This window comes from Ruegeria sp. CDSB117 (assembly GCF_059611005.1).
The window spans coordinates 73727-95846 of sequence record NZ_JBXWOS010000009.1 but is presented as its reverse complement, the minus strand read 5'-3'; the positions used below and the strand labels follow the sequence as shown (position 1 = coordinate 95846).

Genomic DNA, 22120 nt, shown 5'->3' with positions numbered 1-22120 from the left:
TGCTTCTCGTCTCATAGGTGCAGCCTTGCGCAGCGGAAGCTCTGCCAAAGTGTTATGCGCGTCGTGTCCCGCCGCCATCAGGCTCCGTATTCAGTGATAGCCAATCACTTGGCCCTCTACCTATTTCTTCTTGTGCTCGCCTAGATTGGTCAAGGTTTTGCCCTTCGTGAAGTCGGCTGTTGCAACGACCTTTTCCTTCACCTGCTTAGGCTTTTTCGCTTCGCGGTTGCCGCGTTGCTTGTTGCCTTTGGTCATTTCCGTTTCTCCTATTGTGAATTATTGTGCTGACTAGATCGGTGTTCATGTCCATCGGGAATGTGATTTCTCGTCCCGAGGCTCCTGCGCACAGGCCCCGCCCATTCACATCATTCCGCCCATTCCACCCATATCGGGCATTTCGTTACCGGCGCCGCCCTTTTCGGGCTTTTGCGCGACCATCGCCTCGGTCGTGATCAATAGCCCGGCAATAGACGCGGCGTTTTCCAGTGCGATCCGGACGACTTTCGTCGGATCGATGACGCCGGCCTTCAGCATGTCGCCGTATTCTTCGGCTTGCGCGTCGAAACCGAAGCTCCGGCTGTCATTCTCGATGACCTTGCCAACGACAACCGATCCGTCGACCCCGGCATTTCCGGCAATCTGGCGCAGCGGTGCCTGGATAGCGCGCCGGACGATCTTGATCCCGGCATCCTGATCGCTGTTCTCACCCTTCAGCGCAGCCAGCACCTTGCTGGCATGAACGAGGGCCACGCCGCCACCGGGCACGACGCCTTCCTGAACCGCGGCGCGGGTGGCGTTCACCGCGTCGTCGACGCGGTCCTTGCGCTCCTTCACCTCGATCTCGGTTGCCCCTCCGACCCGGATCACGGCAATGCCGCCGGCAAGCTTGGCCAGACTTTCCTGCAGTTTCTCCTTGTCGTAGTCCGAGGTGGTGTCCTCGATCTGTGCCTGTATCTGGGTGACGCGCGCCGCGATCGCGTCCTTCTCGCCGGCACCGTCGATGATCGTCGTGTGATCCTTGGTGATTGCGACCTTCTTCGCCGTGCCGAGCATGTCCATGGTGACATTCTCCAGCTTGGTGCCCATATCCACGGAAATCACCTGACCGCCCGTCAGCACGGCGAGGTCTTCCATCATCGCATTGCGGCGATCCCCGAAGCCGGGCGCCTTGACGGCCGCCACCTTCAAGCCGCCGCGCAGCTTGTTGACGACCAGCATCGCCAGCGCGTCGCCCTCGATGTCCTCGGCCACGATCAGAAGTTGCTTTTCGGCCTCCATCACCGCCTCGAGCAGAGGCACCATGGATGCGAGGGTGGTCAGTTTCTTTTTGTGAAGCAGGATGACTCAGTCATCCAGCTCGACGACCATCTTCTGCGCGTTCGTGATGAAATAGGGGCTCAGATAGCCGCGGTCGAACTGCATGCCCTCGACCACTTTAGTCTCGGTCTCCAGCCCCTTGTTCTCCTCGACGGTGATCACGCCTTCATTTCCGACCTTGGCCATCGCATCGGCGATCTGGCGGCCGATCGCGACCTCTCCGTTTGCCGAAATGGAGCCGACCTTCGCGATCTCGTCGCTGTCGCCGACCGGTCGGGACATTGTCTTGATCTCGGCGACAACCGCGGCAACGGCCTTGTCGATCCCGCGCTTGAGATCCATCGGGTTCATGCCGGCCGCGACCGACTTCATGCCCTCCCGGACAATCGCATGGGCGAGCACGGTGGCGGTCGAGGTGCCGTCGCCAGCCTCGTCATTGGTGCGCTGCGCGACTTCCTTGACCATCTGCGCTCCCATATTCTCGAAATGATCCGACAGCTCGATTTCCTTGGCAACGGTCACACCATCCTTGGTGATGCGTGGCGCACCCCAGGATTTATCGAGAATGACGTTCCGGCCCTTGGGTCCAAGGGTGATCTTCACGGCGTTGGCCAGAGTGTTGATGCCTTTCAGCATGCGGTCGCGGGCGTCGGTACTAAACCGAACTTCTTTAGCGGACATTTCTTGGGTTCCTTGGACTGAGGGTGCAATGAGGGATTATGGACTCATGCGATCACGCCGAGAATATCGCTCTTCTTCATGATCATAAGGTCTTCACCATCGCGTTTGATCTCTGATCCGGACCATTTTCCAAACAGGATCTTGTCTCCGGATTTCACGTCCATCGGGATGCGCTCGCCGTCCTCGCGTCTTCCGCCGGCACCAACGGAGACGACTTCGCCTTCTTGAGGTTTCTCCTTGGCGGTGTCGGGAAGGATGAGACCTCCCTTGGTCGTCTCATCGCCTTCAATGCGACGAACAAGAACCCGGTCGTGGAGTGGAGTGAATGACATCGACGTGCTCCTTGTCGAGGTTTCGTTGGTGGGCCTGCTCTGGTCGAATGCTCGGCCGAAATGCGCGCAAGGCGGCTGCATCCTGTTGAGTTTCTGCGTCGAGAATACGGATCGACACCGCGGCCATAGCGTTTCACGAGCGTCGAACCGAGTTTCCGCCAGCGATGATCGCGTTGATCAATTCGGCGACGGCCTGATGATTTTCCATTTCGAGGTCGGCGCCGACGGCGTTCTCATGGGTAGCCGCGGCGTCGCGAAGAACCCCCACGATCTCATGCTCCGGCAGCAACCCGCGATCGTTCATGGCAAGCAGGAGCGCCTCGCAGATCGATAGGGCGGCCTGGCCTGCATGTTCGCTTGCGGTGGACATCTGAGTTTCCTTCCTTGGCATCTTGAACCTGAGAGAAGGCGAGATTCAGATGCATCCGTACATCTCGCAGGAAGTGCTCTATGCTGGACTGATCCAGAGCAGTGCCCGAGCCGAATTCTGCTCTTGGGTCACGACACGCCGGGAGGCCCACATGACATCAGTTGAACACAGCCCCCTTACCCGCAAGCTCTCGGCCTTCGTCGCCCTGTCGGAGGTCGAGCTGGCCGTGCTTGAACGCCTGCATCAGCGTCGCCGCTCCTTCGTTGCAGGGCGTGATATGGTGCATCAGGGCCAGTCGGCTCAGGCCGCGTATATTCTGTCCGCGGGTTGGGTCTGTTCCTACAAACTGCAGGCCGACGGGACCCGGCAGATCGTGGATTTCCAGGTGCCAGGGGATTTTCTGGGATTGCGCAGCGTCCTGTTGCGCACGTCGGACCACAGCTTCGAACCCATCGTCGACATCGAGGCTGCGGAAGTCTTGAAGAGCGACCTTCTTAATGCGTTCGCGCAGACCCCTCGCTTGGCGACCGCCATACTCTGGGCGGCGTCAAGGGATGAGGCGATGGTGGTTGAACATCTCGTCGGCATTGGTCGGCGTGATGCGGACGCCCGCATGGCGCATTTCCTGCTGGAGCTCGGGTCACGGCTGGCGCTGGTGGGCATGGGGACTGAGGATGGGTATGATTGCCCGCTGACCCAGTATCACTTGGCAGATGCGCTGGGGCTTAGCGCGATTCACGTGAACCGCGTCCTGCGGCAACTCCGTGAAAGCGGGCTGGTGACCTTTCGGGACGGGCATGTGACGTTTCACGACCACAGTGGATTGGTTGAACTTGCCGAGTTCGATCCAGCTTATCTTGATCAAGTCGGACCGCTTCTGAAATGAGAAACCGCCCTCCGCAAAGCGAGGGGCGGCCAAGGTTTGCATCAGGTGTCGGATGTCACGAGAGCTTCTCGCTCGCCGCATCGAGTTCCTTGTTGGTCTCGGCCTCGTTCTTCGCCGTGTTCGCCTTCTCGGCTGCCTCGTAGTGCCTGAGCGCCGCGTCCTTCTTCGGACCAGCGGGCGCCTTGTCCCACGCGGCTTTCACGGAGGTCATCTTCTCGGCAGTCTTGTTCTGTTCGGGAGTCATTGGAATTGTCCTTTCCTGGACGTTCCGAGAATAAGAAGCGCGCCGACATGCCGACCCTTTGGGGATCGGCACGCCCACACGCTTCTCGGGTACTCGGAAAAAGATGCGCCACCAAATATTCGGCGGGCACGTCTCATCTAACCGTGCCAGGGCCTCGCCGCACTGACGCAGGTTAGTCCCGGCGCCCGCGGCAGGTCGATTGCCTCTGCGGTTCTTAAATCACCACAGTTTGCTGGTGGGAAATCCTCAGCCAGGTGTCCTCATCGTTGAGGTACGTTGAGGCGCAAAGCGCTTTGTAGATCGGCACGTCGGTTTTTTCAGCCGAGACCCGGTAAGTGAGGATCGCGATGTCACCGCATCGCGTCACGCGCCGTTCGGCCATGACGACGGAACGCCAGCCGGTCCTTTCGCGAAGATGGGGCCAGATCTGGTCGCCCTGGAGGATGCCGGGCGGATAGGGGAAGACCATAACTGCGTTGGTTGCTGTGGTCGCCTGCGCACTGTCGGCGCCGCTGGTCCAGAACTGTTCCTCCATGTCCCAGAGTTTGCCCTGTTCGTGTGGAGAAAGCGTACCGGACTTGTGTGCCGCATGGGCCGGTCTCCTCGCGGTCGCGGTTGATACGGTCATTCGCCTGACCCCGACCCGCCAACCATGAACATCTGAAACAGCACAAAGATGATCGCGAGCACCGCCCAGATCGCTCCGCTTGTTCCCGGGCGGCCATCGGCCACCGTCGAGGCAGTGCGCTGCAGGGCACCTGACGTCCGGCCTTCAGGAAGCAGCTGGCTCAAGTCTCGTGCGACCCTGCCATGATCGCTTGCGAGCGAGGGAACATCCTGAAACCGGGCAAGCAGCGTTCCCAACCGCGCGCGCGCGCCGTCGTGTCCTAGCGTGACCAGTTCAGCGGTTTCGTTCCATGGATCGAGACCGAGCCGCGCGAGCGTGGAGAGCACAGTCACGGCATAGCCGTTCCGGTCCTCGCCGACGGTAGCATGGAGAAACCGATCAAACTCGGGCGGGTGCGGGTTGAGAACATTGAGGTCGGCCATCGTCAATCCTTTCAAGGGTTGCAGGAACGCAGATCGCCCCTGTTTCCCAAAGGATACGCGCAGGTCGGTCTCGCCGCCCTTACACAGGTCAGTGTGGGCGACTGCCCAAAGGACGGGGTCGCAGCCGGTTCGGTGCCCGGGACTAACATGCGTCAGCACCAGTCGGACGATCCCGAGGTACAAGATACTAAATCGTTCGACTGGTCCGTCCCGGACTCCAAGGGGCCGTCAACAGTGGTGAGCGACGGATCTGCCAACATCGCGGAGACCAGAGATGAACATGCGGTCGACCAGATCGACGGTGACGTTTTCAAACCCGTTCACCTTGCCGGGATTCCCGGGCGATTTGCCCGCGGGCGACTATGAGGTTCTCGTCGAAGAAGAGCTTCTCCAGGGGCTAAGCTTCGAGGCCTATAGATGGACGGCGACCTACCTGACGGTGCGCGGAAGGGGCGGTCATGCGGGACGTACCGAGTTACGGGCGATTTCCGACAGCGACGTGAAAGAGGCGCTGAGCCGGGATCGGGCCGCGACTGAGAAGAACAATCACGGCGAGGCGGCGCCTTCTCTGCAGGAGGACTTGAAATGAATACTCCCGAATGGCTCAAACCCGGCATCTATGGTGCCGTGATCGGTGCTGTCTTTGTCGGCGTCGTCGGATTTACATGGGGTGGCTGGGTGACCGGCGGCACTTCGAATGACCGGGCGGTGGCGATGTCCCGTAATGATGTCGTCGCCTCAATGGTACCGGTCTGCCTCGACATGGCGCGGTCAGACCCGGCTCGGGTGGACAAGCTTGCAACGATCCGTGCAGCCTCAACCTACCAGAGGCGCGACGCTCTCATGACAGCCGGCTGGGCGACGATGCCAGGAACCGATGCCCCAGACCGAGACATTGCGCAAGCCTGCCTGAAGGAACTGGAACTCTGAGGTCATGCTGTTCAGAGCCGACGATGTGATGGCGCAAAACGGTTCGCACCGTCAAACGCGCGAGCCAGGCATCGCACCGAGTGCCAAAACCGAAATAGGAGCTTGCGATGCCTTCTGATAACAATGGACCGGAAGATCGCGGACCTTGGAAAAACAAGCAGACCCGCGTTCCCCCTGAGGTTGACGCAATTCTCAGGCTGGGCCGGGATCAGCTGAATGGCATCCTGCCAGACGGTCTGCCACCGGTGAAGCGTCTTGTAATCGGGGCTGCCATTGCACTTGCGGCGTTTGGAACGTGGTCTTCATATTACACGGTGCCGAGCGACTCTGTTGCGATAGTCCAACGGTTCGGGAAGTACGCGGCCGAGGTCCCTCCGGGGCTGCACTTCAAGATCCCGTTCGGGATCGACGTGACCACGTTGGTCCCGGTCAAGCGCCAGTTGAAACAAGAGTTCGGGTTCACGACTCCTGGTACCTCTGATCCCTATCAGAGCCCGACGGACGGTCGCCGCGAGACCGAGATGGTGACTGGCGATCTAAACGCCGCGCTCGTGGAGTGGGTGGTGCAGTACCGGATTTCCGAACCTCGGAAATTTCTGTTCGAGGTGCGTGAGCCGAGCGCGACCCTGCGTTACGTCTCGGAGTCCGTCATGCGCGAAGTTGTGGGAGACCGCACAGTCGACGAGGTGATCACCGTCGGGCGCCAGGAAATCGAAAGCGAAGCCCTGCTGAAGATGCAATCGCTCGCGACCAAATACGCGATGGGCATCAGCATCGACCAGGTGCAGTTGAAGAACATCAATCCGCCCCAGCCGGTTCAAGCCTCGTTCAACGAGGTCAACCAGGCGCAACAAGAGAAGGAGCGGATCATCAACGAGGCCCGCCGCGAATACAACCGCGTCATACCTCTGGCTGAAGGCGAAAAAGACCAGCGCATCCGCGAAGCCGATGGCTATCGCTTGAGGCGGATCAACGAAGCCGAGGGCGATGCGGCCCGGTTCACGGCGCTCCTGACGGAATACCGTCTGGCGCCCGAAGTGACCCGGCGCCGGATCTACATCGAAACCCTGCAGGATGTTCTGCCGGGAATTGGCTCCAAGATCATTGTCGACGGGTCCACGGCAAGCATCCTGCCGCTTTTGAACCTGGATCGACAGACAGGAGAGCAACCATGAAGACCATTTCGACCATTACCGTCGGGATCGCCGTCGCCGGGATCGCCGCTGCATCATCCGCGATCTACACGGTCGGGGAGGTGGAGCAAGCCATCATCACCCAGTTCGGCAAACCGGTCGGCGCGCCGATCACCGAGGCCGGTCTTAAGATAAAACTCCCCTTCGTTCAGGAGGTTAACCGGATCGACAGCCGGGTTCTGGAGTGGGACGGCTCGCCGTCGGACATGCCCACCAAGGACAAGCTCTATATCTCGGTCGATCTCTTCGCGCGCTGGAAGATCACCGATCCGTTGCAATACTTCCTGCGCCTGCGCGACGAGCGCAGCGCCCAATCGCGCCTCGACGATATCCTCGGCAGCGAGACCCGAAACGCCGTCGCCAAGCACGAACTCATCGAGATTGTGCGCACGACCAGGGGCCGAACGCCGCTTCGGGACACGCTTCTGACTGATCAGGAGCTTGCGCAGGACATTGGCGCACTGGTTCCCATCACGAAGGGGCGGGCGCTGGTCGAGCAGCAGATCTTCGAGGCGGCGGCGGAGAAGGTGCGCGTCTTCGGGATTGAGCTTCTCGACATTCGTTTCAAGCGCATAAACTACAATGAGAGCGTGCGACCCAAGATCTATGACCGCATGATCTCGGAACGCCGGCAGATCGCCGAAAGATTCCTGTCCGAAGGCAACGGTGAAGCGGCCCGTATTCAAGGCAACAGGGTGCGGGATCTGAACAAGATCCAGTCCGAAGCCTATCGCGCTGTCGAGGAAATCCGCGGTGCCGCCGATGCCGCCGCAGCAGCAATCTATGCGGGCGCCTACAATGTCGATGCCGTTTCGGTCGAATTCTACGATTTCACACGAACCATGCAGGCCTACGGCGACATGATCTCCGACGACACGACGCTAGTCCTGACGACGGACAGCGATCTGTTCCAGTTCCTGCGCGGCATGCAGGGCGAGGCAGACCCCGTCCGCGATCCGGGCAGCGTCCCGGACGACGGTGGCGTGGCATCAACCGGCAGGGCCCGACCAGCGCAAGACCCCTCGACGCCAATCGTGACACGCACAGATGTCGAGCTGGGGCAATAGTTTCTTGGTCATGGCACGTGGATTGCTCAGGCTTTTTTCCGCTTCCAAGCGAGACATACCCTCTTAATTTCCGTGCCCCTAATCTGCGTCAGCACACGATTTGCGCTTGGCTGGTAGGTGTATGGCAAGAGTTGGATCGCGACGAGGCGAAGGACTGCCTGCCTCGCTCGAACACACGACATCCAGCGTCGAACCGCGCAGCGAGGAGGACAATACGCTATGACATCAGTGAAACATCTTACCAGGGCGGCCGCAGAGACGACCGATCTTGAACGGCGCGTGCTGGCCCATGAACGGATCCTGCAGACCCTGATCGCCTTCATGGCCCGTACCGAGCCGCGTTTCGTCGACCATCTGCGAGAACGGTTCGTGGAACCGATGCGCATGGCGCCGCACGAACACGATTATCGCGAAACCGATGATTATGCGGAAGAATTCGTTCGCGCCGTGATGCTTCTCGGAGAGGAGCGCGCGCCCAACGCGAAGGAGCCGGAGATGAACGACAAGCAACCCGAGCAACCGAAAAGCAGAGGAGAAAAGGGGGCTTTCATGGACCGGCCAGCACAGCGCGGTGGAGTTCAGGTACGCGAAAGAAACGGCATCTGGGAGGTGCGGGTCGATGGCAAGTTCCGCGGCGACTACCACCAGAAGGAACATGCTCTTGCCGCTGCGGCCCTGCACAAATTGTCGCCCCGATGACCGGTTGCACCCACCCGACACTCCCGGAAGAATTCGCAATCAAGGTGGCCGAGAACGAAGGAATGCCATCGCGATCGAATTTCAGAGGCTCCTCGCCCCCGCCCGCGCCCACGCCCACGCCCACGCGACGGTTGACCGGACGCTCATCCTTGCAAGATGATCATGACATGACCAGGCGCGGCCGTTTGTCAGGCATGCGGGTCAGCATCGGGTGCCGTCTGCGCTACAGCTTCCCGCAGCCGACGCCACTGATTGCGATGCTGAACGTCCACTACTCGCGCTTTGGCGATCTGGAGCGTGCCGATTACCTCGTGACGTCGCCAAGCGTGCCGCTCGAAAGCTACCGGGATGGCTTCGGCAACTGGTGTACACGCGTCCTGGCTCCGGCGGGCGACTTCTGCCTGTCGACGGATGGCATCTTCCGCGACTCGGGCCAGCCTGATCCCTCCATTCCCGACGCGCAGCAGCACGCGGTTCAGGATCTGCCTTTCGAGACGCTCGTGTTTCTGCAGGGCAGCCGGTATTGCGATACCGACCTTCTGTCGGAGGAGGCGTGGTGCCTTTTCGAGACCGCGGATCCCGGATGGTCACGCGTCCAGGCGATCTGTGATTTCGTGCATGGACATGTCCGCTTCGACTACATGCAGGCGAAGGCGACGCGCACCGCATCGCAGACCCTCGCCGAGCGACACGGTGTCTGCCGCGACTTTGCACATCTTGCCATCGCGCTGTGTCGTTGCATGAACATTCCGGCCCGCTACTGCACCGGATACCTGAGCGACATCGGTGAACCTCTCCCTCATCCACCCAGGGATTTTGCCGCGTGGATGGAGGTCTTTCTCGCTGGTGAATGGCACATGTGCGACCCGCGGAACAACAAGCCGAGGTTTGCGAGAATCCTGATCGCGCGCGGTCGCGATGCTGCCGATGTCCCTCTGACCCAGACATTCGGCCAGAACACTTTGATGGAATTCAAGGTTTGGACAGATGAATTGGCCTGACTGACCTCGGCTTCCTTTTCGATGCACCATCGCAATTCGGGTCGCCAGCCCCCATATATACAGTACCGATGCGAGGTATCCCGGTCCGACATGGACGAGGAGTTGGCGTCGGATAATCAAAGGATCGATGAAATGTCCTTCAAGGACCTGACCGCCAGGGCTGCGGCTGCGCTAAAGCCCAAGCCTGCGAAAACAGCAACGCCCCCTGCCAAGGAGACCGAGCCCAAGGCCGCTAGCAAGGAAGCACCCGCGAAGTCCAAGACATCTTGAGACGTACACAGGTTACGCGCCTCATTCCTGTGAGCGGCGCGGACCATTCACAGCAACAAGGGAAAGGAACGCGCCAATGGAAGATCTAACGAGCAAGTCCGTTGCGGTTTTTTCTCGGCCCTTCACCGTTCCAGGCTTTGACGAGACGCTCCCGGCGGGAGAGTACGAGATCGAAACGGAGTTGGTTTCACCCCCAGATCAACAGGATCCCGCAGCCTGGAAAGCCTCCGTCCTGGTGAAACTTCATCCCCGGATATCGCATCCGGGGCTTGCGCGAACTCTGACCGTTTCCCTTGCCGACCTGGACCATGCCCGCGCCAAGGACAAGCTGACAGGCAGAGAGTTGACCGACTTCTTCCTTGAGGAAATGCTGGCTGATCCGATGGTACGCCTCGTGATGGAGGCCGACGGGGTCTCTGCAGCACATATGCGGCATCTCTATTCGGGGCACGGTACGCCCCAGTCTGACAGGGATGTCCTGGACCGGAACCCGGCGCGTCTAGGTGCACGTGACATGGCGTCAATCCATGCTGCTGAAAACGAGGGCATGCCTCCACGACCGACAGGGACGTCGGCTATGGGAGAGTGAAGACCACTTGGAAGTACTCAACCGGCAGCAAGTCTTCGGCCTGTGCCCTGATCGGGGCGTGCCTCGCACCAATAGTCGCGCAAAAGGTCGAGCAATCCGGGCGACAGCATCACCTTGCGATCCTTCCGCCCCTTGCCTTGCACAACATGGATCAGCATCTGATCACTTTCGATATCGCAGGTGGTGAGATTGCAGACCTCGGAGGTCCGAAGCCCCGCGCCATAGGAAATGCTGAGCGCCGGGCGGTACTTGACCCCGGACCGGGGGCGACCGACAGAAGATCAGAAACTTCCTCGACTCTGAGCACCGCAGGTAGTTTGCACGGTTCTGAGCGAAACTGCATGTACCGCTTCATCTCATCCCGCCCGCTGGTCATCGAAAAAAAAGAAACGCAGAGCGGTGATGCGACTGTTGTAGACTGAGGGCGTGACTTCGGTGTCAGTCATGTGAAGCTGATACCCGCGAAGCTCCTCCGGCGTCGCCGTGTCGGGCGAGCGCCCCAGAAAACCGGCAAAATCCTTGATCGCCCGGAGGTGCGCCTGCTGGGATTTGTTCCCCAGGCCCCGAATACGCATGTCTTCGATCATCCGCTCCCGCATCGGTGTGGTTCTCTCGCTGACCATGAAATCCTCCTGCCTGTCGATTGAGAAACCTCAATCGTCAAACAAGTCAGCCAGATCGCATAACGCGCGGTCCCTGAAGCATCGTGCAACACTCGCAACAAGCGCCATTGCCTCGGCAGCGGCTTCGTCCTGTGCCCTAATCGGACGTTGACCATTCGGAACGCCACAGTCGCACAGCAAGCCGGTGCCAGCGCCCGTGGAACAGTTATGCTATGGGGCTTTGTTGGTGCAAAACTCGAAGCCATTTGCCTTCATCCCGCAGGTAGGTGGAAGTGCAAAGGGCTTCGTAGATCGGTGTGTCCCCGCGTTCTGCTGAGACACGGTAGGCCAAAACGGTAACATTCTTTTCTTGTTTATAGTAGCGCTCCGAAAATACGACGGACCGCCACCTCTGCGCGACTAAGCTCTCGCGCCACACAGTGTCGCCTTGAAGTATTCCCGGCGGATAAGGGAGAACAAATACGGCGCCCTTTGTCGTCATCTTCCGCGCATTGTCAGCGCCTTCCGTCCAAAACCGCTCTTCAAGTGCCCAAAGCTTGTCTTCGTCTGTCATAATCTAACTCCATCATTGTCAGATGCCTTATTGCCCGAGGGTGTAGATCGATCGGTGAAATGAAAGATTGATGCCGAATATGTTAGCGACGGTCCGTTAGTTTCCCGAGAGTGCTTTCTAGTGCGCTTTTCATCTTGCCGGCTGCGCCCCTCGTTGCCTGTTCTAAACTCGAGGCCGAATCCGTGACGGCCATAGGCTGCTGGCCTTTGAGCCGTGCTTCCAGAACACATTTTATATCATCTGGGCCGGACTTGTCGGCGTTGGCATCACTGAGATGGACCTCGATTCTGGTTATATGTTCTGCAAGGTAGGCCAGGTCGTTCTGTACCAATCCCGTAATTTGGGCCGTGATCGCTTCACTCCCCTTGATGCTGTTATCTGTACTGACTTCGATATGCATTTTGGCGTCCTTCGAAAAATCCCAAAAAATGAAAGGGATAACGTTGTAGAGCTTACAACTCTATCACGACAGGCAGCGCCGTGCGTTGCTTTGAATCAAATGTCGGGCCAATGGAGCTTCCCTGATGGCAGGTTTGTCCTGCACCGGACATTCGTTTGTTTCTCGATCAACGGCAGGGATGCTGAGATATTGCTTAAGAAGTCTGTGTGTTGGTCCTTTGTTTGCCCGTCAAGAGAAGGCAATAGCCTCGATTTTTCACACATGCGCTTTCGTTGCGAGTTAGAGCGGCGGGGGCGGCTCGGCGCTATAATTTCAAATATCCGTGTTTGAAATTCACGTATAGCTACAAGAATTCGGCTAAGTGCTTGTTTTTAAATGGAGGTGAGTACCGGAATCGAACCGGTGTACACGGATTTGCAATCCATAAAGACAGGCAGCGAAAACAACGGCTTATGGGTGCAAAACACCCCCTGACAAAAAGTGAACAAAAAGCGAAAGTTTCAACGCTCTTTGCGTGATCCTCCCCCACTGAAGTGGTCCGCCCGTATAGTTAGGAAACGGAGGATCAGATATGGGAATCAAGCGACACAAGCCTGAAGAGATTGTCACGAAGTTACGGCAGGTTGAGGTGCTTTGCGGCCAAGGGATGCCGCGCGTAGACGCCATCCGACAAGTGCAGATTACAGAACAAACCTTCTATCGCTGGCGCAAGCAATATGGCGGTATGGGAACCGACCAACTGAAGGAACTAAAGCGACTTCAGAAGGAGAATGACCGGCTGCGTCGGGCCGTGTCTGACCTGACATTGGACAAGCTGATCCTGTCGGAAGCTGCACGGGGAAACTACTGTGCCCTTCGCGTCGTCGCGCGTGTGTTGACCATGTGCGAAGCCGGTTCCATATCTCAGAGCGTCGGGCTTGCCGTGTTTTGGGGCAGCACCGATCAACACAGAGGCGACTGCCAGTTGGCCGCGCTGATGAAGACCGCCTGGTGGCCGACATGATCGAACTGGCGCGCCAGTATGGTCGCTACGGCTATCGTCGGATAGCAACTCTTCTGAGAGACGCCGGCTGGCAAATCAACGACAAACGTGTTGAGCGCCTATGGCGGCGTGAGGGGCTGAAAGTTCCAATGAAGCAACCGAAGAAAGGACGGCTCTGGCTGAACGACGGGTCGTGTGTTCGACTCCGGCCTGAATATCGTGACCATGTCTGGTCCTATGACTTCGTGCACCATCGGACGGATGACGGAAAAGCGTTCCGGACACTGAACATTCTGGATGAACACAGCCGAGAATGTCTGGCGATCCGGGTGAAGAGGCGCTTGAACTCGGCAGAAGTTATTGACGCGCTGACAGATCTTTTCATCCTGCGTGGCGTTCCTGCTTTCATCAGATCAGATAATGGCCCGGAGTTCATTGCTCAGGCCGTTCGAGATTGGATCGCAGCGGTCGGTGCCCAAACGGCCTACATTGAACCAGGATCACCTTGGGAGAACGGATACTGTGAAAGCTTCAACGCGCGCTTCAGAGACGAGCTGCTGAACGGAGAGGTATTTTACAGTCTGCGTGAAGCCCAGATCCTGATTGAACAATGGAGAAAACATTACAACACAAAACGACCGCATAGTGCTCTGGGCTACCGCCCACCGGCTCCGGAGGCCATCGTTCCGGTGGAAACCAGGCCGATCATGCACTAACACTCAAACTGGACCACTTAGATGGGGCTGATCAGAAGGCTAACCAATCTCTAACTAGGTTCGTTGAGCGCCGAACGCCGCGAGCCGTACGTTTTAACACGCCATATCAGAGAGTTGGTTAGCGTCCTTTTGGGAGGCACCACTCGCTAGTGCATAGAGTTTGGCAGGAACAGCACCAGTGTTGGTACAAGTACCAACACGGCCAAGCGGATGATGTCGACGACCCAGAATGGCGTGACGCCTTTGAAGATCGTTGCTGTCGACACGTTCCCAACAACGCCTTTGAGGACAAAGACATTCAATCCGACCGGTGGTGTAATCAGGCTGATTTCGGTGACGACGACAACAATGATGCCGAACCAGACCGGATCAAAGCCTAGGCTCGTGACCAGTGGAAAAAAGATCGGCACAGTCAGCAATAGCATCGAAAGGCTTTCGAAAACACATCCGAGGATGACATAGACGCCAAGGATCATCAGCATTACCGTCATTGGCCCCAGACCCGCAGAGGAAACCGTGGCGCGCAGCGCTTCCGGCAGGCCGGCAAGGTTCACAAAGTTTGAAAACACCCAGGCGCCGATCAGAACAGTAAACAGAGCGGCGGTCGTCTGGGCGGTTTCGATCAAGACCTGCATCGTTGCAGCAAAGCTGAGTCTGCGCCGCGAAAAAGCGATCAGAAAGGCTCCTGCCGCGCCCATACCTGCCGCCTCGGTCGGGGAAAATGTCAAATTCAGTGGCCAGAAGTCCAAAACTCCGTACAACCCGCCGATTACAATGAAGAACAACAGAAGTACCGCCCACACGCCTTTCAAAGCCTTGGCACGATCAACCCAGCTCGCGCGATCCCCGGCGGGGCCGGCCTCTGGGTTGCGCAGGATCGTGTAGCGCACTGCCGCAAGGTAAAGAACGACCCCGAGCAATCCCGGGATGATACCGGCGATGAACAATTTTCCGATGCTGGTTTCGGTCAGCAAACCATAGATAACAAGAATGACAGAGGGCGGTATAAGAATCCCCAACGTGCCCCCGGCGGCGATGGATGCCGTCGACAGGCTGTCAGCATAATTGTATTTGCGCATTTGAGGCATCGCGACTTTTGACATCGTGGCAGCAGTCGCCAGGGACGAGCCGCAGATGGCCGAAAATCCGGCACAAGCAACGATTGTCGCCATTGCCAGCCCACCTCGAAAGTGACCCATAAAGGCGTAAGATACCTGATACAATTCGCGCGACAGTCCGCCCTTATTCACGAAAAGCCCCATCAGGATGAACAGTGGGACAACCGACAGCCCGTAGTCCTGTGCGGTGTCTATGATCAACCGACCGACCATAGAAATCGAGGCACGAAACCCGCGCAGTTCAGCATAGCCGACAAACCCCACAAACCCCATTGCTATCGCAATCGGCATCCGCAGGAACACAAGGAAAAGGACCGCAGCCAGGCCAAGGATGGAAAACAGCATCAGAAGTTTGCCTTTGTTGGGGAAATTACTCGCGCGACGGCACGGGCAATGAAGGTGATTGCAGTGACAAGGGTGAAAACGGAGATGAACCAACCGACATAGTGTTGTGGTAGGTTGAGGTATTCGCTGACATCGCCGTATTCGCGCGCACGTTCGGCAAGTTCCCAGACCCGCTTTGCGGGCCACAACAGAAAGATTCCGCACGCAAGATCAATTACAAAGTCGCGCAGGGCCGCAAGGCGACGGGAAAATAGCGGGTCCAAAAGATCAACCACGATGTTCGCGCCTTTCCAACTGACGATAGGCAGAGACGAAAACACGATGATGGCCATGAACAGTCGCGTTAATTCGGTTGCCGATTCAATCGGGTTGCCAAACAGGCTGCGCAAAACGACATCTGCAAATGTCATCGACATCAACAGGAACAAGATACCGGCCGCAAACCATGTCGGGGCAACGGCGATATAGCGCCAGGGACTTGTTTGTCGCAGCGACATGTCCCAGTTTTGCGCTGGATTTGAGGTTTGGTCATCTTGTTCAGTCATGATGGTGGGTCCACTGTATGAAACAAGGCCCAATGAAGGGCCTTGTTGTTGGTGTTTTGAAACGCTGAACGTGCGGTCAGGTCACTCGGCGGACATCTGCTCGACGATAAAGGCATGCGCGGCAACTGCATCGACGCCCTTTGCACTGACCTCGGAGAGGACCTTTTCAATCAGCGGTCCTGTAAGTGCCTGCCACTTGGCCGCATCGTCAGCCGAGGCCTGTGTCAGTGCATTGTCGGAATTCGCGTGCAGCGATTCGATGCCAGCCGCATCGATCTGGTCCCAGGCTTTGCCCGCAGCGCGTGACAAGTTTTCGCCAAATACCTTATCCAGTGCAGCGCGATCGGCATCAGACAGCCTGTCGAATGTGTCCTGGTTCATGATGATGGCGAAAGATCCACGATAGAACCCGCCCGGAACTTCGTAAGAGTTTTTGGCAACTTCGAACAGTTTGAAGCTCTTCTTCGCCTCCATCGGCATCATCACACCGTCTGCGGCATTCGATTCCAATGTTTCATAGACTTTTGGAGCGGGCACACGGATGCCCGTTGCCCCCAGTGCAGCCCCGACATCGCCAGACACGCCGCCACCTAGTCGCAACTTCATTCCAGAAATGTCTTCAAGCGCGGTGATCTGCACGTTCGAATGCAGTACGCCCGGGCCATGGGTCATCATCGCCAGAACCTTGACGCCCTTGTGCTCATTCAAATCGGCAAAGAATGTGTCATACGCCCGCCAGCTTGCGACCGACGCGGCCTCGGCGTTACCCTCGTAGCCCGGAAGTTCGATCATTTTCGTCGACACGAAGCGGCCAGGCGAATAGCCGTGGAAGATCCAGGTGATATCGGCCGCACCGTCAAGCACCAGGTCGAATTGCGCCGGAGGGCTGCCCAGACCATATTTGACTTCGGCACTGACCCGCCCGTCGGTGGCTTCTTCGATCATTTTGGTTAGCTCAGGCCAGATCATGTCGTTGACGCCATGCGTTGGCGGGGCCCAAGACGAAATCGTCAGTGTGGTGTCAGCGGCCTGCGCTGCCATGGATGCAATCGACATCGCGCCGGCGGCAAGACCTGTGATCAAAGTATGTTTCATGATGTGTGTTTCCTCCCATTTCTTGGCGAAATTCTAGCGCTTCAGAGCACAAAAAAAATATGCTCTTGCCTCCAGCTGTCCGCGTGGCGGACACTTAGCGTTTTGAAGCGCGCCATATGCCCACAGACGCCGTTAAGGCCGACCCGAAATTTCAAGGGTTTCATATTCGGTGGCGATGTTCGCCGCAGCAAACTGCAAAGCGTCGGCATAACGCTTGATCGCCTGATCCATGTTCATGGCCTTGGTGACCCAGATAATCGACAAGCAGCCGACCGCGCGATCATCAGTTAGGATAGGCACGGCCAGGCTGGATGTTTTGGGCCTGAATGTGTGTGGGCCACGGGTGGCGTATCCCTGTTCGGCATAGATCGTCAGGTTTTCCTCCAGCCATCTTTTTCTGAGGAACGGCATGTCTTCGGGAAGGTTTTCGGCGCGCAATAACTCGATAATCATCTCCAGCTCGCGCGAACCACAGACCGAAAGATAGGCCCGCCCCGCTGACGAGCGCAGAATGGGCAGGGAAAAGCCGGCCATCCCTGGGTCCACCGACAACGGGCTGCGGCCATGGGTCGATTCCTGGATCACCATATGGGCGTCTTCATAGGTGGAAAGATCGGCTGGCCAGGCGTGGGTTTCGGTGAATTCCGCCATAACTGGTGCCGCCACCTGACAAAGGCGCGAGCGCACCGACACATTGTCTCCCAATGCCGCGGCCAAAGGCGACACACGCACCCGGGCATCGCTGGCGGAACAGAGGACATAGCCCTCTTCTTCCAGCGTGTGCAGCAAGCGATAAACCGTTGGGCGAGGCAAACCCAGCTCTGACGCGATTTCACCCGGACGGGTTGCGCCGACCCGGTTGAGATATCGCAGGATATTCAATCCACGCGCAAGCGCGCGGACAGTTTCAGAGTTTGCCGCCATTTATCCATCACGATCAGGGGGGCGTTCTGTCCGCCCATGATGCAGTTTCACCCGGCCACAACCGACTGGTCAATAGCGCCGAACACGCTGGTGCCGTCGTGGTCCAGCATCTCGAACCGGATTGTGTCGCCGGGTTGCATGAACCGGGTTGTCGGCTCGCCATCGCGAATGGTTTCAATCATACGCTTTTCAGCCAGACAGGATGAACCCACCTCTTGGTGGTTTTCATTGCTGACAGTGCCCGACCCGATGATCGTGCCGGCCGATAGGTCGCGGGTACGCGCGGCGTGGGCGATCAGCTCGGGAAACTCAAAGTTCAGATCCGCGCCCGCGTCGACGCATCCGAATTCGTCACCGTTGTAAGTCGTGACTAGTGACAGGTTGATGCGCCCACCAGTCCAGGCCTCTCCCAGCTCGTCGGGGGTTACGCACACGGGCGAGAAGGAACTTGCGGGTTTCGACTGGAAGAAGCCAAATCCTTTAACCAGTTCTGGGCGCATGACATGGCGCAGGCTTACATCGTTGCACAGCATGATCAGTTTGATATGCGATCTGGCCTGCTTGGCCGTGCATCCCATCGGCACGTCATCTGTGACCACGGCAATTTCGCCCTCGAAATCCAGACCCCAATCGGTATCGACGCAGGGGATTGGGTCGACCGGTCCAAGAAACCCGTCGCCACCACCTTGATAGAGCAACGGGTCGGATTCCGAATTTGCAGGCATGTCAACGCCGCGCGCCTTGCGTACAAGCCGCATATGGCTGAGATAGGCGCTACCGTCCGCCCACTGGAACGCTCGCGGCAACGGTGAGGCCAGTGCCGCCGGATCATACGACATGGAATCGACGACGCCGTCCTCGAGTTGTTTTTCAAGGTTGCGCAGGGCAGGCTCGGCGGTCTGCCAGTCTTCGATCGCTTCGCGCAGTGTGGGTGCCACGGATGTGGCCAAAGTCAAACGGGAAAGATCTCGGGACACAACGACCAGCGTGCCGTCGCGCCCGCCAGTTTTCAGGGAAGCAAGTTTCATTTTACGGGCTCTCTTTCTATGATGGTTTTGTAAGGGGTTGGCAGGCTCATAGCTGCAATTGCTTTGATGTCTGTCTGAGTCATGGCGCTAGCGGCGATGTATCGGTCAGGGCGCAGCAGAACGGCATTTGCCCCAATTTCGTCCAACGCATCTGCAAAGGCAGGATGCGCTTCTCCATCAAGAACGCGCATGGCTGGCACGACATCACGGGGCAGTTTGTGACGCACCACAAGCACTGGTGCATACCCGATGGCATCATCAAGCCGCTGACCGTCACTGAGTGTCGGCTGGCTGAACAGGTGCCCGGTGTGCGGCGTGTTGCCAACCACGAGGCTGGCCAAATCACTGCGACCAAGTGGGGGCGAGGTGAACTCCATGCGAGCCTTTCCGTCGCAATCAGCTTCTGTTCGTGCCAGCGCGGTGTCGCGATCCATCGTATTGATCAAACCACCTAAGCGCACCGCCGTTTCGATGAACGTGCGCACGTGGGGCGCGCGCTCGGCTTGATAGCTGTCCAGCAAGTCAATTCCGGTTTCGCCATTGACGCAAAGCGCCAGTTTCCACGCCAGATTGGCGGCGTCACGGATCCCCGCGCACATGCCTTGCCCCATAAAAGGCGGTGTCAGATGTGCGGCATCTCCGGCGATCATCAATCGACCTTTGCGCCAGTTCTGCGCGATTGCAGATCGAAACGTGTAGACCGCGCTCCGTTCCAGATCCGCATCCTCGGGGCCAATCCAGGGCGCAAGAAAATCCCATATGCGCGCGGTTTGCAAAACCTCGTCGTCGGTTTCGTCATCTAGAACCGTGATTTCCCACCGCCGCCGGTTTTCCGGGCTTCGGCAATAGGTCATTGGACGATCAGGGTTGCTGAACTGAACCGTGTGATCACCCAGATCGGGGCGGTCCCTCTTAAGCAATAGGTCCACGACCAACCAACGTTCGTCAAACCCCAGATCGTCCATGCCAGAACCGATGGCTTCACGCAGCAAAGATCGAGCACCGTCACAGCCGACAACGAAATTGGCCTTAACCATTGTGCTGTGCTCGTCGCCAGCTTTGCGACAGTACAAAGTAACCTCTTCGCCCTGATCCTCGACGCTAACAACCTCAGTTTCTGTCAGAATCATCGCAGTGTCGCGGCTGGTCAGTTTGTCACGCAACAGCTTCTCAAGGTCAGGTTGGTGAAGGCGATAACTTGAATGCCACCCCTGCGGTCCAATCCCTTGCGGACGGGGCCAGTCCATCAGCAGATTTCTTTGTTGATCGACAAAGCGCATACCCGGATTGACCCGCACTTTTTCATTCAGCTGCTCGGCTACGCCTGCGGCCTGAAAAACCCGCATGGTTTCACCGTCAAAGTGCACAGCCCGGGGGAGATGATAAATCGCCGCCTCGCGCTCGATGACAGCCACACTCACACCGCATTCGGCGAGCAGATTGGCCAGCGTCGCACCAGTTGGCCCATAGCCGACAATGGCGACATCAAAATGTTTGGTAATCTGTGCCATCAGGTTCCCCTCTCTCAGCCACGCCCACGGGTTTCATATAGCCATGGGCAATCGACTACGGGCGGCGCGCGCAACCCGTCCTCAGCGACCTTGAGCCGCATGTCGACAAAAGGTTCCCGCCCTGACTCGGACAAGTAAAGACGGTCGTGACCCCAGAAACTGGGGCCGCACTTTGTTTCATGTGGCTCCCAGGTCGCGGGGTCGATCACGCGCCCACCCCATCCGTTTTCGACAAAGAAACCCGAGGGGCTGTTGGCGTAGAAGCTGGTCATGTAGTCATTGGTATGGCGCCCCAGCGTATAGGCAATGCCATCCTCTTCCTGGCAGGCTAGGTCATAACCCTGACCAACGTCATCAAGGTTGTGATATTCGACCATGAAGTGGTGAAACCCCGAATTGCCCGAGCCAACTATGGCAAAGCTGTGATGCCGCCCGTTGACGTGGAAAAAGTAGAGCGGCACTGGTTTCAGACCATAGTCACTGACGGCAAATCCCAGCACATCGCGATAGAACGGTAATAGAGCCGTCGCATCGGGCACGTGCAACACCGCATGCCCCATTCCAAGCGGGCCGGTTTTAAAGCCGTCGATCGGCCGCCCCGGCGTAAAGGGGTCTTCGGCTTTTTGTGGGTTCCACACCAGTTCGATCCGGTTTCCCGCAGGATCGTGAAATACGATCAGGTCTTCGACAAACCTGCGGTCTGCCAATTCACGGCTTCCCTGCCCAACCTTATGTCCCGCATTGTCCAGCCGGGCGGCGTAATCTTGCAGGTCTGATTTCTGCGAAAGTTCCCAGCCGATGAAGGCAAGCGTTTCGCCGGGTTCATCGGATATCACCAGGCGCTGCACCAAATCATCCATCCGGAAAGAAAGTTGGCGCCCGCCGTGATCAGCGAGTTGCATGGCAAGTACTTTACTTGCGAATTGCTTCCAGTCATCCGTCCGGTCGGATCGCACACCAAGATAGCCCAAAGATTGAATTGGCATTTCATTTCCTTCCACAGCTGCGCAACCAAACTAGAAAAAGACGGTACCGGAGAGAACTTCTGTCCGGCTCAGTGTCCGCCAGGCGGACAAGGTGTGCTCGTGGAGCGCCTTTGAAAACAGCGTTGTTTTTTGCGCAGATTGCATCTTTGCACGCAGCCTTGATCCGAAAAAATGGATCATTTCCGGTTTCTGACACCACGCTGGATTGGGGCGTGGACATGCTGCCGCCGAAACGGACCAATTTGCCCACGCGTCCGCTGTTCTCTGGCAATGGATGCTGCACGATGCATGAACGGCTGCTCTTGTGAAACTGCACCACAGCGTTTGACAGAGTTCATAAGGTCGTGAATGGGCCTATGGCGACAGAAGGCACGGTTTTGCGAATGACCGTTTTGTCCGCAATCTGTGAATTCGACCTTTGATCCTTGCTGCGCTCTGCACGAATGGCTGGTTTTCCCACTGCGCGGCAGCACCTAATCTTACGCTGATGCAGCATTTTCCACGCTGCGAGCGCACGCAGCAGGAAAGCCGAATTTACAGAATGGGCTCGAAGCCGCCTTGCGGCAGTACAGCATCATTGAACCAGACGGTTTTCCGAAACCTGCCATTCGATTTCTTGCGTAGAATCCACCGGTCAACGCGGTGTCGACGCATGGAGCGGGAGG

25 protein-coding genes, 1 tRNA gene and 2 pseudogenes are annotated in these 22120 nt (G+C 57.9%); 10 read left to right on the top strand and 18 right to left on the bottom strand.

Going from position 1 to position 22120, the window contains the following annotated elements; all coding sequences use genetic code 11:
- Positions 1–120: 120 nt before the first annotated feature.
- The 4 genes and pseudogenes from AC2FJC_RS12100 to AC2FJC_RS12085 form a co-directional block, all read right to left on the bottom strand.
- Positions 121–255: a hypothetical protein gene (locus tag AC2FJC_RS12100; RefSeq protein WP_496739697.1), complete on the bottom strand. Its 135-nt coding sequence runs from the start codon at positions 253–255 to the stop codon at positions 121–123.
- A gap of 105 nt (positions 256–360) precedes the next feature.
- Positions 361–1998 (bottom strand): annotated as a pseudogene (groL, locus tag AC2FJC_RS12095) (chaperonin GroEL).
- 44 nt (positions 1999–2042) lie between these two features.
- Positions 2043–2330 (bottom strand): co-chaperone GroES, encoded by a 288-nt coding sequence (locus AC2FJC_RS12090; protein ID WP_496739696.1) that lies wholly within the window; start codon positions 2328–2330, stop codon positions 2043–2045.
- Between the two features lie 133 nt (positions 2331–2463).
- Positions 2464–2700 carry a hypothetical protein gene (locus tag AC2FJC_RS12085; protein ID WP_496739695.1) on the bottom strand — a complete coding sequence of 79 codons (237 nt, stop codon included), beginning with the start codon at positions 2698–2700 and terminating at the stop codon, positions 2464–2466.
- Positions 2701–2851: 151 nt separating this feature from the next.
- Between AC2FJC_RS12085 and AC2FJC_RS12080 the strand changes: the two genes are divergently transcribed.
- Positions 2852–3586, top strand: a complete 735-nt coding sequence (locus AC2FJC_RS12080) for a Crp/Fnr family transcriptional regulator (RefSeq protein WP_496739694.1) — start codon at positions 2852–2854, stop codon at positions 3584–3586.
- A 55-nt stretch (positions 3587–3641) separates the two neighbouring features.
- Here AC2FJC_RS12080 and AC2FJC_RS12075 read toward each other — a convergent pair whose 3' ends face one another.
- The 3 genes from AC2FJC_RS12075 to AC2FJC_RS12065 form a co-directional block, all read right to left on the bottom strand.
- Positions 3642–3830, bottom strand: a complete 189-nt coding sequence (locus AC2FJC_RS12075) for a hypothetical protein (RefSeq protein ID WP_099275886.1) — start codon at positions 3828–3830, stop codon at positions 3642–3644.
- A gap of 214 nt (positions 3831–4044) precedes the next feature.
- Complete coding sequence (locus tag AC2FJC_RS12070; protein WP_235857928.1) at positions 4045–4458, bottom strand: hypothetical protein; 414 nt, start codon at positions 4456–4458, stop codon at positions 4045–4047.
- Positions 4455–4880 carry a hypothetical protein gene (locus AC2FJC_RS12065; protein ID WP_496739692.1) on the bottom strand — a complete coding sequence of 142 codons (426 nt, stop codon included), beginning with the start codon at positions 4878–4880 and terminating at the stop codon, positions 4455–4457. The genes AC2FJC_RS12070 and AC2FJC_RS12065 overlap by 4 nt, the downstream gene beginning before the upstream one ends.
- Before the next feature lie 280 nt (positions 4881–5160).
- On the opposite strand from AC2FJC_RS12065, the gene AC2FJC_RS12060 reads away from it, so the two are divergent.
- The 8 genes from AC2FJC_RS12060 to AC2FJC_RS12025 all read left to right on the top strand — a co-directional run bounded on the left by AC2FJC_RS12060 (position 5161) and on the right by AC2FJC_RS12025 (position 10629).
- Positions 5161–5469, top strand: a complete 309-nt coding sequence (locus AC2FJC_RS12060; protein WP_496739691.1) for a hypothetical protein — start codon at positions 5161–5163, stop codon at positions 5467–5469.
- On the top strand, positions 5466–5810 hold the full coding sequence (locus AC2FJC_RS12055; RefSeq protein ID WP_073038017.1) for a hypothetical protein: 345 nt from the start codon (positions 5466–5468) through the stop codon (positions 5808–5810). The genes AC2FJC_RS12060 and AC2FJC_RS12055 overlap by 4 nt, the downstream gene beginning before the upstream one ends.
- 107 nt (positions 5811–5917) lie before the next feature.
- Positions 5918–6985: an FtsH protease activity modulator HflK gene (gene hflK / locus AC2FJC_RS12050; protein WP_496739689.1), complete on the top strand. Its 1068-nt coding sequence runs from the start codon at positions 5918–5920 to the stop codon at positions 6983–6985.
- On the top strand, positions 6982–8070 hold the full coding sequence (hflC, locus tag AC2FJC_RS12045; protein WP_496739688.1) for a protease modulator HflC: 1089 nt from the start codon (positions 6982–6984) through the stop codon (positions 8068–8070). Before hflK ends, hflC begins: the two co-directional genes overlap by 4 nt.
- A gap of 219 nt (positions 8071–8289) precedes the next feature.
- On the top strand, positions 8290–8769 hold the full coding sequence (locus AC2FJC_RS12040; protein WP_496668427.1) for a hypothetical protein: 480 nt from the start codon (positions 8290–8292) through the stop codon (positions 8767–8769).
- 194 nt (positions 8770–8963) lie between these two features.
- Complete coding sequence (locus AC2FJC_RS12035; protein ID WP_496739771.1) at positions 8964–9770, top strand: transglutaminase-like domain-containing protein; 807 nt, start codon at positions 8964–8966, stop codon at positions 9768–9770.
- A 132-nt stretch (positions 9771–9902) separates the two neighbouring features.
- Entirely contained in the window at positions 9903–10040 is a 138-nt protein-coding gene (locus tag AC2FJC_RS12030; RefSeq protein WP_496739687.1) for a hypothetical protein, read from the top strand.
- Between the two features lie 76 nt (positions 10041–10116).
- Positions 10117–10629, top strand: a complete 513-nt coding sequence (locus tag AC2FJC_RS12025; RefSeq protein WP_496739686.1) for a hypothetical protein — start codon at positions 10117–10119, stop codon at positions 10627–10629.
- Positions 10630–10679: 50 nt separating this feature from the next.
- On the opposite strand, the pseudogene AC2FJC_RS12020 reads toward AC2FJC_RS12025, so the two are convergent.
- The 4 genes and pseudogenes from AC2FJC_RS12020 to AC2FJC_RS12005 all read right to left on the bottom strand — a co-directional run.
- Positions 10680–11252 (bottom strand): annotated as a pseudogene (locus AC2FJC_RS12020) (tyrosine-type recombinase/integrase); the annotation flags it as partial.
- Positions 11253–11457: 205 nt separating this feature from the next.
- Positions 11458–11805, bottom strand: coding sequence for a hypothetical protein (locus AC2FJC_RS12015; RefSeq protein WP_157707882.1), 348 nt, complete (start codon positions 11803–11805; stop codon positions 11458–11460).
- Between the two features lie 82 nt (positions 11806–11887).
- Positions 11888–12205, bottom strand: coding sequence for an HPF/RaiA family ribosome-associated protein (locus tag AC2FJC_RS12010; protein WP_157707881.1), 318 nt, complete (start codon positions 12203–12205; stop codon positions 11888–11890).
- Between the two features lie 376 nt (positions 12206–12581).
- Positions 12582–12658: transfer RNA gene (locus AC2FJC_RS12005), tRNA-Cys, on the bottom strand.
- A 118-nt stretch (positions 12659–12776) separates the two neighbouring features.
- Here AC2FJC_RS12005 and AC2FJC_RS12000 point away from each other — a divergent pair.
- Positions 12777–13903, top strand: a protein-coding gene (locus AC2FJC_RS12000; RefSeq protein ID WP_496739685.1) for an IS3 family transposase whose coding sequence is annotated in 2 segments (ribosomal slippage) — positions 12777–13041 and positions 13041–13903 — 1128 coding nt in all. Because the reading frame shifts where the segments join, the coding sequence is not laid out codon by codon here.
- A 146-nt stretch (positions 13904–14049) separates the two neighbouring features.
- On the opposite strand, the gene AC2FJC_RS11995 is transcribed toward AC2FJC_RS12000, so the two are convergent.
- The 7 genes from AC2FJC_RS11995 to AC2FJC_RS11965 all read right to left on the bottom strand — a co-directional run bounded on the left by AC2FJC_RS11995 (position 14050) and on the right by AC2FJC_RS11965 (position 21455).
- Positions 14050–15366 carry a TRAP transporter large permease gene (locus AC2FJC_RS11995; RefSeq protein ID WP_299353548.1) on the bottom strand — a complete coding sequence of 439 codons (1317 nt, stop codon included), beginning with the start codon at positions 15364–15366 and terminating at the stop codon, positions 14050–14052.
- Positions 15366–15911, bottom strand: a complete 546-nt coding sequence (locus tag AC2FJC_RS11990; protein WP_496739684.1) for a TRAP transporter small permease — start codon at positions 15909–15911, stop codon at positions 15366–15368. The genes AC2FJC_RS11995 and AC2FJC_RS11990 overlap by 1 nt, the downstream gene beginning before the upstream one ends.
- An 81-nt stretch (positions 15912–15992) precedes the next feature.
- Entirely contained in the window at positions 15993–17006 is a 1014-nt protein-coding gene (locus AC2FJC_RS11985) for a TRAP transporter substrate-binding protein (protein ID WP_496688763.1), read from the bottom strand.
- 132 nt (positions 17007–17138) lie between these two features.
- Complete coding sequence (locus tag AC2FJC_RS11980; protein ID WP_496739683.1) at positions 17139–17930, bottom strand: DNA-binding transcriptional regulator; 792 nt, start codon at positions 17928–17930, stop codon at positions 17139–17141.
- Positions 17931–17977: 47 nt separating this feature from the next.
- Positions 17978–18958 (bottom strand): fumarylacetoacetate hydrolase family protein, encoded by a 981-nt coding sequence (locus AC2FJC_RS11975; RefSeq protein ID WP_299353559.1) that lies wholly within the window; start codon positions 18956–18958, stop codon positions 17978–17980.
- Positions 18955–20469, bottom strand: coding sequence for a bifunctional 3-(3-hydroxy-phenyl)propionate/3-hydroxycinnamic acid hydroxylase MhpA (mhpA, locus tag AC2FJC_RS11970; protein WP_299353562.1), 1515 nt, complete (start codon positions 20467–20469; stop codon positions 18955–18957). Before mhpA ends, AC2FJC_RS11975 begins: the two co-directional genes overlap by 4 nt.
- Before the next feature lie 14 nt (positions 20470–20483).
- Positions 20484–21455, bottom strand: coding sequence for a VOC family protein (locus AC2FJC_RS11965; RefSeq protein ID WP_496739682.1), 972 nt, complete (start codon positions 21453–21455; stop codon positions 20484–20486).
- Positions 21456–22120: the final 665 nt, after the last annotated feature.